This window comes from Ornithinibacillus bavariensis (assembly GCF_050433565.1).
Lineage (GTDB): Bacteria > Bacillota > Bacilli > Bacillales > Amphibacillaceae > Ornithinibacillus > Ornithinibacillus bavariensis.
The window spans coordinates 233,051-248,407 of record NZ_JBNPWZ010000003.1; the positions used below are offsets into that span (position 1 = coordinate 233,051).

The following is a 15,357-nucleotide window of genomic DNA, read 5'->3' on the forward strand; positions in this document are numbered from 1 at the left end:
TAAGAAGAAATAATGATAACAACAAGACTATTAAACAACACGAGGTTTTATTTCGTGTTGTTTTTTGTATTAGACAAATTTTTTCAAAAGAGTAGGGGGATAAATATTGGTAACGCGTTATGTTGAGCTAAACGAAATTCAACAGGATAATATTTTCTTTTTATTGGACAAATCACAAAGACATGAACTAAATAGGTTTAAAGATTTCGGGATAAAGCCGGGAAAAAATAAACATGAATTTAGGAGAAATGTATTATATGGTTTAATGATGGAGATGATTGATTTTGAATTCTTCTTAAAGTGGTTATGTCATGTACATTTAGAAGGTAACAATAATATATTTGTTTATGAGCCAGACGATACTATTGTTTTCTCAAATAAAAACAAAAAAAAACTGATAAAAGCTCTTAACAAAAAGAAAAAGAATATATATGATATTAATAAAGATTCCTTAGAAAAAATCAATTTAGTAGACGTTGAACACCTTGACAAAAAATTACTTTTAACTTTTGCAGCTCCTTCGTTTGTTGTAAAAGAAAGAGTGAACAATACGGCTCCTGAAGTAGAGAGGGATATTTATTTAGCATATATAACTGTCGACTTTATGCACGAGCACATAGTCCTGTCTCTTCATCCTACACATAATTTGTATTCAATTAGCGGAGTACAAAAGAAACGAAATTTCGATTTGCTTGCAAAATTGTTTATAAATCATTTTCGAGAAAACTTTTTTCCATTTAGCTTTTCGGATCCAGATTGGATTATCGATGCTTTAGCAGAGATTACTGAGGAATATTTTGATCATAATAATCCCATGATTACTAAAAAAATGTTGGTCTTTGAGAATGAACATTTACCTTCTTTGGTGGATAAATTCATAGAGAAAGAAGAAAAATTCAAAAATAGCTCTGCAAAGATGCGAATACAGAAGGCACTTAAAGAACTATATGAATTGCAATTAATTGGTGAATACGGAAATGTACCTAAAGAAACCAACTTCCAAATTTTCCTAAACGAAACTGGAAAAGGTGTTACCTCATTTAAGGCCGATTCAGGAGGAGGGGCCTTTAACTTTGCAGATTCGTATGAAATAGTTAAGAAGATGATTGAAAATGCAGACATTTCTTCTATAGGTATTTCATATGCTTATGAAGGGAATCAATATAAATATAAATTGGTTAAAGAAGCTAACTTCTATAGTTTAAAAAGGGGATCAACTGCAGCAACCAAAAAGGAGATCGTTGACAATGTATTATGTCAGCTTAAAAAGTATCAACCAAGAGAAGAATCTACAAATACCTCTGAACAAGTTAAAGATAGTTGACGAATATTTAAATTATCTTTTTCCTAATCAGACCATATCCCCAAAATTTATTGGGCGAAAAAGTAATGTTGATAACAAAACTATTACTAAGCTATTGTTGGAGTTATCTTTTAGAGGGTTAATCGGAGTAAGATTTATTATAAAATGTACTAATGATGATCCTGATCTGGTACATGCATTTGAATTTAACTCAGACGATGAATTAACCAATTTCATCAGGAATCAAAACAACATTTGCTCAGAATGTGGTAGCACTTTGGATACTAAAAATATTAGAGTAGCATTTATAATCAAAGACTTTAATAAAGTTACAGGTGAAAACTATGGATGATACAATATTATACAACGATTACATAAACGCATCTCCTGATGATAAGATTTGGATCCCATTACAAAAAGATGAGCACAATATTTTTAATAAACTTGTTGAAGATGTGAAGGTTTCATTTAAAACAGGTACAAAAAAAGAAAAAGGCGATTCTCTTGAAAATTTAATGACGTTTATATATAAACGTTTCAAACATATTCGTATATACCACAATGTAAGAACTTCTGATAACCAAATAGACCATATCATAGAATTTATTGATGGGGTTACACCTGCATTTATTAATGAAAACATAGGGTTAAGATTAATTGGCGAATCAAAGAACCATAGTAAATCAATCAGCACTAGAGAAGTAGCTGACCTTGATGAATTACTACGTTCTAAAAAATCAAAATTAGGTATCTTTTCATCATTCAAATCCTTTAGTAAGGGAAAAACAATGTGGATAAATGCAGAAGGAAAGAGGAGAAAGTTAGCACTATGGCATCAGTATAATAGAATAATAATAGGATTTACAATTGATGAGCTTGCTAGTTTAATAGAAAACAACTTTTATACGATGTTAAAGCAAAAGTACTACCAAATTATTGATGAATTAGAAGATGATACAACCGAAGACCAAGAACTTCCATATCAATTAAGACTATTTAACTCATTAACTGAGTTAAAACAGAGTGGAATAATTGATTCTAATACATTTCAAACTGGACGAATATTAATAGAAGAAAAATATGGAAAATTAGAAGTATAAAGGTGTACATGTAAATGTACACCTTTTATAATGGACTTGTACAGAACCTATGTTTGTATACATCGAGGAGGAAATTAGAATGGAGTATGTTACAACAGCATTAGAAGATTGGATCACAAAAAAATATATAAGGAACAAAATATTAACTCCAGCTGAAATCAATCTTGAAAAAATAGCGAGAATAGAAAGAATTTTTATTAATAGAAAACCAATGCCAGCTAGATATGACATCTATGGTAAATATCAAGCTATTGTTGTGGACTCTCGCTGTACACCAGAAGAACAACGGGAACAGTTTTTTCATGAATTATGCCACATTCTAAGACATGTTGGGCATCAATCTATGCTGCCGAAAGCATTTCGCCAATTACAGGAATGGGATGCAAATCGATTTACAATGTATGCTGCATTACCATATTTCATGGTGAAAAAATATGATTTTAATAATCCAAGATTAATCGAGGATCTAGCACAAGATTTTAAGGTAACCGAAGAACTATGTATAAAACGTATGGAACAAATAAAGAGAAAAATTATGTCCTACTCCTATATTGTGGAAAAAAGATACCGAGTGTATAATTAAAGAAAACCTGTCATATCAAGGTTTCTCTTTGCTCGTTAATGGTATGCATGACAAATGCTATGCAAAAATTAGGAGTCAAGGGGCGTTCTCAGGCAGTTGTAGAGCTTATCCGTATGGGTGAATTAAAGCTCTAGAAAAAACCGACTTTCCTTAAAGGAAGTCGGTTTTTATTGAATAGATAATATCGACCAATACTTCTATAACTTGTTCTTCTTGAATTTGCATACAATTATCAAACAAGTAATAATTTATTAACTCAGTCTTCGCAGAATAAAATTGTAGTTTAAATTAGACACAGTATAAGTAAATAACCAATGAATTATAATACTTAGCTAATTGTCCTTTTTAGTTACTTAAAAACGCTGACGATAAACGCTCTTTTACCTGTTCTCCTAAAGCGAGTGGTTTACCTGTTGACGCATTAATATAAACAATCCGTCCTCTTCCAGTTAAGCACACTTCATCATTTTGATTAACACCCATGTAATGAATGTCAAACGATGTTTTTCCAACTTGTGCTGCCTTTACATACATATTTAAACTATCCTGGAAAAATAATTGCTTTAAATAATCGCATTGTAGATCTGCTACGATAGGAATACCTTCCATATCAGATTCATTTTCAAATAGGCCGACTGATTTTAAGTATTCGATACGTGCCTCTTCAAAGTAAATGAATGGGCTTACATTATTGACATGCCCAAACATATCGGTTTCAGAAAAACGAATGCGGATAGGAATGAAAAATGTAAATTCATCCTTCCACTTAGAAAAGTCTTCTATATAATTTATTTTCCGCATAAGAACTCCCCCTTGTTCTATGATGAAAAAACCCTTACCTTGGTATGAGGTAAGGGTCTGGTTGTTTATATTCTACTTAGTGTGCGTTATCGCTACCAAAGAAGTTTTTAAATGATTGAATAGCAGCTGCACGGTTCATAGCTGCAAGTGAGGTTGTTAATGGAATACCTTTTGGACAAACTTGAACACAGTTTTGTGCGTTACCACAACCTACAAGTCCGCCTTCCTCCATTAATCCTTCTAATCTTTCACTTGCATTCATTTCACCTGTTGGATGCGCATTGAATAAACGAGCTTGTGAAATTGCAGCAGGTCCAATAAAGTTTGATTTATCATTCACATTCGGACAAGCTTCTAAACAAACTCCACAGGTCATACATTTTGATAATTCATATGCCCATTGACGTTTTTTCTCAGGCATACGTGGTCCAGGTCCAAGATCATAAGTACCATCAATTGGAATCCATGCTTTTACCTGTTTAAGTGCATCAAACATACGCTCACGGTCAATTAGTAAGTCACGAACTACTGGGAATGTAGACATTGGTTCAAGACGAATTGGTTGTTCTAATTCATCTACTAGAGCCGCACAAGATTGTCTTGGTACGCCATTGATTACCATAGAACAAGCACCACATACCTCTTCTAAGCAGTTCATGTCCCATACAACTGGTGTAGTCCTTTCCCCTTTTGCATTAACGGGATTTTTACGTATTTCCATTAAGCCAGAAATAACATTCATATTTTTACGATATGGAACATTAAATGTTTCTTGATATGGAGCAGAATCTGGACTATCTTGACGCGTAATAATAAATGTAACCGTATTTTGTTCAGCCATTTCTGATTACCCCCTTCGCTTTTTGTTTTCCCGTCTTAGTGCTTTTTCGTGTAGTCACGTTCACGTGGCGGAATTAACGATACATCAATTTCTTCATAGGAGAATACTGGAGCGTTTTGTTCAGCATCATATTGTGCAATCGTCGTCTTTAACCACTCTGCATCATTCCGTTTAGGGAATTCTGGTTTATAGTGTGCACCACGACTCTCGTTACGATTATAAGCACCAATAGTAATTACACGTGCTAGTTGTAGCATATTTTTCAGCTGACGAGTGAACATTACACCCTGGTTATTCCAGCGAGAAGTGTCGTTAATATTAATATTTTCCCAACGTTGTAGTAATTCTTGAATTTTCTCGTCGGTTTTTAGTAGTTTAGCATTTTCACGAACTACTGTAACATTAGCTGTCATCCATTCACCAAGCTCATGATGAATTTGATAAGCATTTTCGCTTCCTTCCATCTTTAATAGAGCTTCGAATTTCTCTTCTTCTTCTTTTACACGATTTTCAAATAAACTAGAATCTAAATCTTGAACATGCTTTGATAAGCCTTCCACATATTCAATCGCCTTAGGACCAGCAACCATTCCACCATAAATAGCAGAAAGTAAAGAGTTTGCTCCTAAGCGGTTAGCACCATGCTGTGAATAATCACATTCTCCAGCTGCAAAAATACCTGGAATACTAGTCATTTGATTATAATCAACCCATAATCCACCCATTGAATAGTGAACTGCTGGGAAAATTTTCATTGGAACCTTACGTGGATCTTCTCCGACGAATTTTTCATAGATTTCAATAATACCACCAAGCTTAACATCAAGCTCATGTGGATCCTTATGTGATAAGTCTAGGTAAACCATGTTCTCGCCATTGATTCCGAGCTTTTGATTTACACAGACATCAAAAATTTCACGTGTTGCAATGTCCCTAGGAACAAGGTTTCCATATGCAGGATATTTTTCCTCTAAGAAATACCATGGTTCTCCATCTTTATATGTCCAAATACGACCACCTTCACCACGAGCTGATTCACTCATTAAACGAAGCTTATCATCACCTGGAATTGCTGTAGGATGGATCTGAATAAATTCTCCATTTGCATATTTAGCACCCTGTTGGTATAAAATACTTGCAGCAGAACCCGTATTAATCATGGAGTTCGTTGATTTACCAAAGATAATACCAGGGCCACCTGTTGCCATTATCGTAGCATCTGAAGGGAATGATTTGATTTCATGAGATTTCATGTTTTGAGCTATAATCCCACGACCAACACCTTCATCATCGATTACGGCTCCTAAGAATTCCCAGCCTTCATATTTTGTAACCAATCCCTCTACCTCATATCGACGAACCTGTTCATCTAAAGCATAGAGTAATTGTTGACCTGTTGTAGCCCCAGCAAATGCTGTGCGGTGATGTTGTGTACCACCAAAACGACGGAAATCAAGTAAGCCTTCTGGAGTACGGTTAAACATTACTCCCATACGATCTAGCATATTGATAATTCCTGGTGCAGCTTCACACATTGCTTTTACTGGTGGTTGATTTGCTAAAAAGTCTCCACCGTACACTGTATCATCAAAGTGAATCCAAGGAGAATCCCCTTCTCCTTTTGTATTTACAGCACCATTAATACCACCTTGGGCACAAACAGAGTGAGAACGTTTTACTGGTACAACTGAAAATAAGTCTACACTTACCCCAGCTTCAGCAGCTTTAATGGTTGCCATCAAACCAGCTAAGCCTCCGCCTACTACAGCGATTTTACGATTATTCATAATGAAAACTCACTCCCTCTCTTAAAACTTACACTCCATATGCGAATGCAATTAACGATCTAATTCCAATATAGCTAACTAGTAAAAAGACAATTAATGTAAAATATGTAACAATTTTTTGTGATCTTGGAGATTGTGCAATGCCCCAAGAAACTAAGAAGCCCCATAAACCATTTGAAAAATGGAATACGGCAGACACTACACCGATTACATAGAACCAAAACATTGCTGGATTATCAAGAATTCCTTGCATTAGACTGTAGTTTAAATCTACATTACCAAGAGCAATTTGCACACGGGTTTCAAATACATGCCATGCAAGAAATACTAAGGTAATTATTCCAGTAATACGCTGTAAATAAAACATCCAGTTACGGAAAAATCCGAATCTTCTTACATTGTTTTTTGCGATAAACACAATGTAAACCCCTAATATTGCATGGAAAAGGATTGGTAAATAAATTACAAAAATTTCAAGTAGCAGTAAAAATGGAAGGCTTTCCATAAAATCGATCGCCTTATTAAAGCTTTCTTCACCATATACCGCAAAATGGTTAACTACCAAGTGCAAAATTAAGAAAAGTCCAATAGGTACTACCCCTAGTAATGAGTGCAGCCTTCTGTAAAAATACTCCCTATGTTCCGCCATGTGATACCCCCCTTAATTCTTCTGATGATTAGTCCTTCGTTCCTCACAAAAAAAGACATGTTTTTTGGAAGAAACATGGAATTATAACATGTTTATTGTACTTCTATCTTCTCTAAGCGTCAAGGAAAGGTATTTAATAAACCCGTATAATTTAAATCGCTTTCATTCTGTAAATGTTCCTTGCGTTTATAGTAAATTGCATGGATAATAGCAATATACTTATCATGTTACTAGGTGACTTTTCATACAGGAAGGGAACGGGCTATGCAGAAAAAAGAAGAAAAAATTCCTATCTCATTAGTGGATGAGATTCAATCAACAGGGGCTGGATATGATTTATTGCGTTATGTATGTCTCCCAGATGTATTCGGTTCAGAAGCTGAGGCACTACTATATTTTATGGGTAGGAGTTTAGCGAGAAAATTTGATATACAATCCTTAAGTGACATATATTACTTTTTTGAAAAGGTAGGATGGGGACGACTAGAGTTATTTAAAGAGAAGCGAAAAGAACTTGAATTTCATTTAATGGCAGATGCGGTCGTACAACGGCTTTCTATGCCAGTTTCAACAGAATTTCGTTTAGAGGCTGGTTTTTTAGCAGAAGCTATTTCCTCTATTAAAGGAATCGAATGTGAATGTGTTGAAGATGTTCGTACTAAGATTCATCAAATAGAATTCAGGGTTGTATTTACAGAATAAGGGCCTGTTATGGTAGTGACCCCCAAAAGTTAGGTTTTTAACTCTTACTTTTGGGGTGCAGTACCTATCCAGCCCCTTATTTTTCTTTTTCCTTATTTAATTCAGTTAAAATTTGTTCGGCAATATTATGGGGTATTCCTAATCTTGTTATCTCTTCAATTGGGGCCTGACGTATTTCATTAACCGATTTAAAATGCTTCAATAATAGCTTTTTTCTCTTTTCCCCAACACCAGGAATAGTGTCTAATGCCGATTGGATTAAATTTTTCCCTCGAAGCTGCCTATGAAAAGTAATAGCAAAGCGATGAACTTCATCTTGAATACGTTGAATCAAATAAAACTCCTGTGACTGCCTTGATAGCTCGACAACACTTGGTGGTGTTCCATATAGTAATTCACTCGTTCGATGCTTGTCATCTTTAGCTAATCCACAGAGTGGGATATCTAAACCAAGTTCATTTTCCAACACATCAAGTGCAGCATTCATTTGTCCCTTCCCACCATCTACAATAATTAAATCTGGCAGGGGTAGAGCTTCCTTCAAGACCCGTGTATACCTTCTTCTGATTACCTCACGCATTGTTTCATAATCATCTGGGCCTTTAACATCTTTAATTTTATATTTACGATAGTCCTTTTTACTAGGCTTCCCATCAACGAATACTACCATAGCTGAGACTGGATCAGTTCCTTGAATATTAGAGTTATCAAACGCTTCGATGCGATGTGGAATTTCTATATTCAAAATTTCTCCCAATTTCTCCACCGCAAGGACGGTTCGTTCCTCATCCCGTTCGATAATTGAAAACTTTTCCGTTAACGAGGCTTTAGCATTTTCCATTGCTAATTCTACTAATTCCTTTTTCTTACCGCGATAAGGCGTATGGACTTCAATTTCCAATAGTTTTTCTAGGAGAGTCGTTTCAGTACCTATTGGGACTAATATTTGTTTAGGCTTCGGATGAGCCTGATGAAGATAAAATCGACCTATATAACTCAAAAAGGTATCTTCTGCTTCATCAAAGAAAGGAAATACAGAAACATCACGCTCTATTAATTTGCCTTGACGAATAAAGAATACTTGGATACACATCCAGCCTTTGTCATAACTAAAACCAAAGACATCCCGGTCCATCGTATCATTTAAGGTCATCTTTTGTTGTTCCATAACTACTTCAATATGCTGAATCTGGTCTCTAAGCTCTTTCGCTCGTTCAAAATTCAATTGTTCACTTGCTTCAAGCATTTTTTCGGTGAGTTGCTTTTTAATTTCTTTATACCCACCTTGTAAGAACGAGGTTACATTTTGAACAATTTCTTTATATTCCGCCTCTGAAGGAGGTTTGTCACCACAAGCTAAGCATTGATTCATATGGTAGTATAAACATGGCCTACCCGGCGGATTATTGCATTTTCGAAGTGGATATAGTCGATCTAGCAGTTTTTTTGTTTCACGTGCTGCTATTACATTGGGATAGGGTCCAAAATATTTTCCCTTGTCTTTCTTTATCTTTCTCGTAATTAATAACCGTGGATGTCTTTCTGAAGTAATCTTCAAATATGGGTAGGATTTATCATCCTTCAACATGACATTATATTTTGGGTCATACTTCTTTATAAGATTCATTTCTAAAATGAGTGCTTCAATTTCTGAAGAGGTAATAATATACTCAAAATCTTCTATTTCTTGAACAAGTCGTTGTGTTTTTTGATCATGAGCACCAGTGAAGTAAGAGCGGACTCTATTTTTTAAAAGCTTTGATTTACCAACATAAATTATAGTGCCATGTCGATCTTTCATTAAGTAGCACCCTGGCTTGGCAGGCAAGACGGCTAATTTCTCTTGAATATTCTGGTTCATTGAATTTCATTCCTCACTAAAAGCGTGCAATTAGAAATAATCCCCTGTCACTGTGTAACAAGGGATTTTATCTTTTCCATTTATCATTAAGCGTGCTTATTGATTAGTTCAACAAGAGCTTCTTTTGGTTGGAAACCAATTACTTGATCAACAACATTACCATCTTTAAATAATAATAATGTTGGAATACTCATTACGCCAAATTTGCTTGCTGTTTCTTGATTATCGTCAACATCAAGCTTAACGATTTGAACTTTATCAGACATTTCGCCATCAATTTCTTCAAGAACTGGAGCAATCATTTTACAAGGACCACACCAAGGTGCCCAGAAATCTACTAGGACCAAACCTTCAGCAGTTTCGCTTGCAAAGTTTTGATCAGTAACGTTTTTAATTGCCATCGATTTTCCTCCTCTACTTACTTCATTTCAACATGAGTATACCATTATTAGAAAAACCTTACTAACAGTTTGCTTATCTTAAGCATAATTATCCGTAAGTAGCTATGGCACTTCTATAGGTAAAAAAAGGTTATCAGGAGAGTGATAACCCTCTTGATAACCTTTTATTACTATTAATTGGCCTTCAACTTCTTAATTTCTTCTGTTAGCATTGGAACCACTTCAAATAAGTCACCAACGATTCCGTAATCAGCAACATTAAAAATATTTGCTTCTGGGTCTTTATTAATTGCTACAATTACCTTTGAATTAGACATCCCGGCTAAATGTTGAATAGCACCAGAGATTCCAACAGCTATATAAAGATCTGGCGTTACAACTTTACCAGTCTGACCTATTTGTAGCGAGTAATCACAGTAATCTGCATCACATGCTCCACGAGATGCCCCCACTGCTCCTCCTAATACTTCTGCTAATTCATATAATGGCTTGAACCCATCTGCACTTTTAACTCCTCGTCCCCCAGCTACTACTACTTTTGCTTCTGATAAATCTACACCCTCAGATGCTTTTCGTAATACCTCTTTAATAACTGTACGCAAATCAGAGATTTCAACAGACTTCTCTTCCACATTTCCTGAACGGGATTCATCACGATCCAATGCCGGTATGTTGTTTGGGCGAATTGTTGCAAACAATAACCCATCTGTAATTACCTTCTTTTCAAAGGCTTTTCCAGAATAGATAGGTCTTGTAAATACAGTTTGACCACCATCAACATGAATATCAACAGCATCTGAAATCAAACCAACCTCTAATTTACTTGCAATTTTTGGAGTTAAATCTTTTCCTACTGCAGTATGCCCCATTATAATACCGTAAGGGTTTTCATCTTCGATCACAGCAAGTACAGCTTGACCATAACCTTCCGAAGTATAAGAAGTTAATTTTTCGTTTTTTACAGTAACGATGCGATCCGCTCCATAGTAAATCATTTCTTGGGCTAGGTCGTTTAAGTTTTCACTTCCACAAATTACGCCGACAACTTCTGCATCAGCATTAATTTTTTTCGCTGCAGCAATCGCTTCAAAAGTAACATTACGAAGGACGCCATCTCTTGATTCACCAATAACTAGTATTTTTTCGCTCATGTGTATTTCTCCCTTCTGTCATCCAAATTAAAGTACTTTCGCTTCATTTCTAAGCAGCGAAACAAGTTCCTTCACTTGATCCTCTAACTCTCCATTAAGCACTCTTCCAGCCTCTTTTTGTGGAGGTAGGAAAATATCAATTGTTTTTGTTTTTGGCTCTAACTCATCTTCATCTAAATCAAGATCATCGATTTCTAATTCATCCAATGGCTTTTTCTTCGCCTTCATGATTCCAGGTAAAGATGGATATCTTGGCTCATTTAGTCCTTGCTGACAAGTGACAAGTAATGGTAATGTTGTTTCTACTTTCTCGACATCACCTTCTACGTCTTTATCAATTTTTGCTGTATTACCATCAATTTCTAGGCTTGTAATCGTTGTTACATAAGAAAAACCTAAGCGTTCTGCTAAACGTGGACCTACTTGCCCACTTGCTTCGTCAATGGCAACATTTCCAGCAAGAATTAAATCTACATCTTTATCTTCAAAAAACGCTTCCAAAATTTTAACTGTTGTATATTGATCTCCATCTTCAAGATCATCTTCTGTATTTATTAATACAGCCTTATCAGCACCCATTGCTAAAGCTGTGCGCAATTGCTTTTCTGAATCTTCATCCCCTACTGTTACGACAGTTACTTCTCCACCGTGCTCATCACGCTGTTTAATCGCTTCCTCTACCGCATATTCGTCATAAGGATTGATGATAAACTCAGCACCATCATCCTCTATACGACCGTTTGAAACAGAAATTTTTTCTTCTGTATCAAATGTTTTCTTTAATAATACGTAAATGTTCATTTGACTTCCTCCTCTAGTAAACTATTAAGCTGTTTATCTATCGATAAAATTAGGCTTTCTCTTTTCAATGAAAGCTTGGACCCCTTCTTTAGCATCCTCAGAACTAAAGATTTCACCAAATGCCTTGGCTTCTGCTTTTACCCCAATTGCAAAATTATCATTTTTCGCATATGGAACTAATTGCATAATACGATTAATGGTTGGCTTGCTTTTAGCTGCAATTTTACTTGCGATTGAAAAAGCAACATCAAAAACCTCTTCCTCACTCGTAATTTGATTAACCAGTCCTAATTGATATGCTTCTTTCGCAGAAATCGGCTCACCGGTTAATATCATCTCATAAGCTTTCGGTGTTCCAACTAGTTGTGGCAATCTTTGTGTTCCAGCAAAACCTGGGATTATCCCAAGCGTTAGCTCTGGTAGCCCTAATTTTGCGCTTTCGGTAGCTATACGAATATGACAAGCCATTGCAAGTTCCAATCCACCACCAAGTGCAGCACCATGAATGGCCGCAATAACAGGAATGGAGAGATTCTCTATTCGATCAAATATTTGCTGACCAAATTCTGAAAGGGACTGGTAATCAGAAGCTTCCTGAAGGGATGTAAATTCTTTTATATCTGCTCCTGCAGAAAAAAATCTTCCCTCTCCCTTTAAGACAATTGCTTTTACTTTTTCCTCGCGTTGAATCTCATCCAGTCTTTCTGAAAGCGCTTTTAATAGATTGCTAGATAATGCATTAGCAGGTGGGCTCTGGATAGTTAGAGTCGCCACATGCTGATGCAATTCATACAAAATTGTTCCCAAGTTTACACCTCTTCTCGAAAATCAATTCTTTTTATAAAACTATGTAATTCTATCTAACCATAATACCTTTTGTAAGTAAATCATGAACAGCAGGAGCAAGACCAACTAGATCATATTTTTCCTCATTCATTACCCAGTTTGTCACAGTCTCATCAAGCGTACCGAATATCATTTGTCTCATTAATTGTTTATTCATATCATTTCGGAAAATTTTTTGCTCAATTCCTTCTTTGATAATGCCATCAATAACATCTAGGTACGGCTTTAAAATACTATTGATTTGATGTCTTAATGTTAGATTCGATTGTCTAAGCTCCAACTGTGTCACGATTGCTAAGTGATGATTAGCTGCAAGCTGTCTAAAATGCATTTGAATAAGCGTTAACAGCTTATCACTTGCAGTTTCTCTTTGACTTGTTGCAGAAGCAATTTGTTCAATAAATTGGCCCATCTTTTCTTCAAATACGGAAACAAGAATGTCTTCTTTGTTTTTAAAGTACAAATAGATGGTCCCATCTGCTACACCAGCTTTCTTAGCTATCTTTGACACCTGTGATCCATGGTAGCCATTTTCTGCTATAACATCTACTGCTGCATCTATAATTAAATTATATTTAGGTTTATTATTCTTCATTTTCTTTCTCCTTCACAGATAACCATGCTGACAAATGAATGAATCATCATTCATTTTATATTGTAAAATGATATACCTAATCTGTCAATAACTAGGCATGTACTTTTGGGAAGGAAAAGAGATTTTTGTTTAAGGAGTAGGTGACTCTGTCTTATATTTACTTTTCTCTTCATCAATTAATTGCCTTCTCAGGATTTTTCCTACGGCTGTTTTTGGTAACTCATCACGAAAATCATAAATTCTTGGTACCTTATATGCAGCAAGGTTTTCACGACAATATGCATTTAATTCCTCTTCCGTTACGGCATACCCTTCTTTTATCACGACATACGCCTTCACCGTTTCACCTCTGTATGGATCGGGAACACCGGCCACTACTGCTTCTAAAACGGCTTCATGTTCATATAAAACCTCTTCTACCTCACGCGGATAAATATTGTAACCACCCGCAATAATCATATCCTTTTTACGGTCTACTATATAGAAATAACCATTCTCATCCATGTATCCTAAATCACCTGTTAATAACCAACCGTCCTTCAACGTATTTTCTGTATCCTCTGGCTTGTTCCAATAACCCTTCATCACCTGTGGACCTTTTACTGCTAATTCTCCAACCTCACCAATTTCGACCTCATCTTCATAGGTCTCCATGTTTAAGATTTTAGCATCTGTATCTGGCCATGGTATTCCAATACTTCCACTTATTCGATTTCCGTAGACTAGATTAGCATGTGTTACTGGAGATGATTCGGTTAACCCATATCCTTCAACGAGTCGACCACTTGTCACTTTTTCAAATTTCTCTTGAACCTCTACTGGGAGTGGAGCTGATCCACTAATACAAGCTTGAACAGAGGAGAGATCATATTTTTGTAAATCTGGATGGTTTAACAATCCGATGTATATTGTCGGCGCTCCAGGAAACAAGGTTGGCTTCAACTTATGAATGGTTTTTAGGACTTCTCCCGCATTAAACTTTGGTAGGAGGATCATTTTTGCCCCGTTAAAGATAGAAATGTTCATGACTGCGGTCATACCATAGACATGGAAGAAAGGTAATACACCAAGGACTACTTCTTCACCCTTTTTCATTTTGTAAATCCATGCTTCACACATCTTTGCATTGGCTACTAAATTACGGTGAGTTAGAATAACGCCTTTAGGAAAGCCTGTCGTTCCACCTGTGTATTGTAATAAGGCAATATCCTCTACTGGATCAACCGCTACCTTTTGATAAGCTGCTTCCGCTTTCGCCATAATGGATGTCCATAAATGTGTATTGCTAGACTCTTCTACTTTCACAACCATATTGTATTGCTTTTTTTGAATAAATGGGTAAATAAGGTTTTTCGGAAACGGTAAATAGTCCTTTATCCCTGTAACAATCATGTGTTCTAGAGACGTGTTACCTTTCACACTAGTTACCCTTGGAACAAGAATGTCCAGGCAAACAATTACCCTCGAACCAGAATCCTTCATTTGATATTCTAGTTCTCTTTCGGTGTAAAGTGGATTAGTTTGTACGACAACCGCTCCAGCCATCAATGCACCATAATAGCCTATGACAGCCTGTGGACTATTAGGTAACATGATAGCAACTCGGTCTCCCTTTACTACACCCAAGCCTTGTAAATAATTTGCAAACTTCTTCGCAGACTGACACAGCTCCTCATAAGTTAATTCTTTTCCCATGAAATAAAGCGCTTTCTTTTCTTTGTACCTTAATGCAGTATCTTCTAAAAAATGATGTAATGGCTTCTCATCATAATGTAGAGAAGTCGGTATTTCCTTAGGATAATGCTGATGCCATCTTCTTTCTTCAACCATTAGAATACCTCCTTTTTAGTATACTTATATCCTATTATACCGACTTATTAATATTTTTTGAATTCTTATTTTCCTTTATTGTTAAAATTATTTGATTTCTCGCATT

At 35.7% G+C, this 15,357-nt stretch carries 15 protein-coding genes and 1 pseudogene; 5 read left to right on the forward strand and 11 right to left on the reverse strand.

Annotation, left to right across the window (positions count from 1 at the left end):
* Nucleotides 1-106: 106 nt before the first annotated feature.
* The 4 genes and pseudogenes from HNR27_RS08115 to HNR27_RS08130 all read left to right on the forward strand — a co-directional run.
* Nucleotides 107-1,324 (forward strand): hypothetical protein, encoded by a 1,218-nt coding sequence (locus HNR27_RS08115; RefSeq protein ID WP_429339401.1) that lies wholly within the window; start codon nucleotides 107-109, stop codon nucleotides 1,322-1,324.
* Between the two features lie 323 nt (nucleotides 1,325-1,647).
* Nucleotides 1,648-2,403, forward strand: coding sequence for a hypothetical protein (locus HNR27_RS08120; protein ID WP_429339402.1), 756 nt, complete (start codon nucleotides 1,648-1,650; stop codon nucleotides 2,401-2,403).
* Nucleotides 2,404-2,482: 79 nt separating this feature from the next.
* A complete protein-coding gene (locus HNR27_RS08125; protein ID WP_429339403.1) occupies nucleotides 2,483-2,986 on the forward strand; it encodes an ImmA/IrrE family metallo-endopeptidase in 504 nt (167 codons plus the stop codon).
* A 47-nt stretch (nucleotides 2,987-3,033) separates the two neighbouring features.
* Nucleotides 3,034-3,120 (forward strand): annotated as a pseudogene (locus HNR27_RS08130) (helix-turn-helix transcriptional regulator); the annotation flags it as partial.
* 211 nt (nucleotides 3,121-3,331) lie between these two features.
* Here the strand turns inward: HNR27_RS08130 and HNR27_RS08135 are convergent.
* The 4 genes from HNR27_RS08135 to HNR27_RS08150 form a co-directional block, all read right to left on the reverse strand.
* Nucleotides 3,332-3,787, reverse strand: a complete 456-nt coding sequence (locus HNR27_RS08135; RefSeq protein ID WP_429339404.1) for an acyl-CoA thioesterase — start codon at nucleotides 3,785-3,787, stop codon at nucleotides 3,332-3,334.
* Nucleotides 3,788-3,863: 76 nt separating this feature from the next.
* A complete protein-coding gene (gene sdhB / locus HNR27_RS08140) occupies nucleotides 3,864-4,628 on the reverse strand; it encodes a succinate dehydrogenase iron-sulfur subunit (RefSeq protein ID WP_429339405.1) in 765 nt (254 codons plus the stop codon).
* A 35-nt stretch (nucleotides 4,629-4,663) separates the two neighbouring features.
* The gene (gene sdhA / locus HNR27_RS08145) at nucleotides 4,664-6,415 is read right to left on the reverse strand and encodes a succinate dehydrogenase flavoprotein subunit (protein ID WP_429339406.1); all 1,752 of its coding nucleotides are present in this window, start codon (nucleotides 6,413-6,415) and stop codon (nucleotides 4,664-4,666) included.
* Between the two features lie 28 nt (nucleotides 6,416-6,443).
* Nucleotides 6,444-7,064 (reverse strand): succinate dehydrogenase cytochrome b558 subunit, encoded by a 621-nt coding sequence (locus tag HNR27_RS08150; protein WP_429339407.1) that lies wholly within the window; start codon nucleotides 7,062-7,064, stop codon nucleotides 6,444-6,446.
* Between the two features lie 264 nt (nucleotides 7,065-7,328).
* Between HNR27_RS08150 and HNR27_RS08155 the strand changes: the two genes are divergently transcribed.
* On the forward strand, nucleotides 7,329-7,766 hold the full coding sequence (locus HNR27_RS08155) for a YslB family protein (RefSeq protein ID WP_429339408.1): 438 nt from the start codon (nucleotides 7,329-7,331) through the stop codon (nucleotides 7,764-7,766).
* A 76-nt stretch (nucleotides 7,767-7,842) separates the two neighbouring features.
* On the opposite strand, the gene uvrC is transcribed toward HNR27_RS08155, so the two are convergent.
* From uvrC to HNR27_RS08190, 7 genes are all read right to left on the reverse strand, one after another.
* Nucleotides 7,843-9,627 (reverse strand): excinuclease ABC subunit UvrC, encoded by a 1,785-nt coding sequence (uvrC, locus tag HNR27_RS08160; RefSeq protein WP_429339409.1) that lies wholly within the window; start codon nucleotides 9,625-9,627, stop codon nucleotides 7,843-7,845.
* Between the two features lie 86 nt (nucleotides 9,628-9,713).
* Nucleotides 9,714-10,028 (reverse strand): thioredoxin, encoded by a 315-nt coding sequence (gene trxA, locus HNR27_RS08165; protein WP_212921218.1) that lies wholly within the window; start codon nucleotides 10,026-10,028, stop codon nucleotides 9,714-9,716.
* Nucleotides 10,029-10,201: 173 nt separating this feature from the next.
* Entirely contained in the window at nucleotides 10,202-11,179 is a 978-nt protein-coding gene (locus HNR27_RS08170; RefSeq protein ID WP_429339410.1) for an electron transfer flavoprotein subunit alpha/FixB family protein, read from the reverse strand.
* A gap of 27 nt (nucleotides 11,180-11,206) precedes the next feature.
* Nucleotides 11,207-11,980 carry an electron transfer flavoprotein subunit beta/FixA family protein gene (locus HNR27_RS08175; RefSeq protein ID WP_429339411.1) on the reverse strand — a complete coding sequence of 258 codons (774 nt, stop codon included), beginning with the start codon at nucleotides 11,978-11,980 and terminating at the stop codon, nucleotides 11,207-11,209.
* 33 nt (nucleotides 11,981-12,013) lie between these two features.
* Entirely contained in the window at nucleotides 12,014-12,787 is a 774-nt protein-coding gene (locus tag HNR27_RS08180) for an enoyl-CoA hydratase (RefSeq protein ID WP_429339412.1), read from the reverse strand.
* A 49-nt stretch (nucleotides 12,788-12,836) separates the two neighbouring features.
* Nucleotides 12,837-13,421 (reverse strand): fatty acid metabolism transcriptional regulator FadR, encoded by a 585-nt coding sequence (fadR, locus tag HNR27_RS08185; RefSeq protein ID WP_429339413.1) that lies wholly within the window; start codon nucleotides 13,419-13,421, stop codon nucleotides 12,837-12,839.
* A gap of 129 nt (nucleotides 13,422-13,550) precedes the next feature.
* Nucleotides 13,551-15,251, reverse strand: a complete 1,701-nt coding sequence (locus HNR27_RS08190) for a long-chain-fatty-acid--CoA ligase (protein ID WP_429339414.1) — start codon at nucleotides 15,249-15,251, stop codon at nucleotides 13,551-13,553.
* Between the last annotated feature and the right edge of the window lie 106 nt (nucleotides 15,252-15,357).

Excerpts from the sequence above, each read along its gene's own strand:
- HNR27_RS08120 (WP_429339402.1), top strand. The coding sequence starts at position 1,648 with ATGGATGATACAATATTATACAACGATTACATAAACGCATCTCCTGAT.
- HNR27_RS08150 (WP_429339407.1), bottom strand. The coding sequence starts at position 7,064 with ATGGCGGAACATAGGGAGTATTTTTACAGAAGGCTGCACTCATTACTA.
- sdhB (WP_429339405.1), bottom strand. The coding sequence starts at position 4,628 with ATGGCTGAACAAAATACGGTTACATTTATTATTACGCGTCAAGATAGT.
- HNR27_RS08170 (WP_429339410.1), bottom strand. The coding sequence starts at position 11,179 with ATGAGCGAAAAAATACTAGTTATTGGTGAATCAAGAGATGGCGTCCTT.
- HNR27_RS08190 (WP_429339414.1), bottom strand. The coding sequence starts at position 15,251 with ATGGTTGAAGAAAGAAGATGGCATCAGCATTATCCTAAGGAAATACCG.
- uvrC (WP_429339409.1), bottom strand. The coding sequence starts at position 9,627 with ATGAACCAGAATATTCAAGAGAAATTAGCCGTCTTGCCTGCCAAGCCA.
- HNR27_RS08155 (WP_429339408.1), top strand. The coding sequence starts at position 7,329 with ATGCAGAAAAAAGAAGAAAAAATTCCTATCTCATTAGTGGATGAGATT.
- HNR27_RS08175 (WP_429339411.1), bottom strand. The coding sequence starts at position 11,980 with ATGAACATTTACGTATTATTAAAGAAAACATTTGATACAGAAGAAAAA.
- HNR27_RS08135 (WP_429339404.1), bottom strand. The coding sequence starts at position 3,787 with ATGCGGAAAATAAATTATATAGAAGACTTTTCTAAGTGGAAGGATGAA.
- fadR (WP_429339413.1), bottom strand. The coding sequence starts at position 13,421 with ATGAAGAATAATAAACCTAAATATAATTTAATTATAGATGCAGCAGTA.
- trxA (WP_212921218.1), bottom strand. The coding sequence starts at position 10,028 with ATGGCAATTAAAAACGTTACTGATCAAAACTTTGCAAGCGAAACTGCT.
- HNR27_RS08125 (WP_429339403.1), top strand. The coding sequence starts at position 2,483 with ATGGAGTATGTTACAACAGCATTAGAAGATTGGATCACAAAAAAATAT.
- sdhA (WP_429339406.1), bottom strand. The coding sequence starts at position 6,415 with ATGAATAATCGTAAAATCGCTGTAGTAGGCGGAGGCTTAGCTGGTTTG.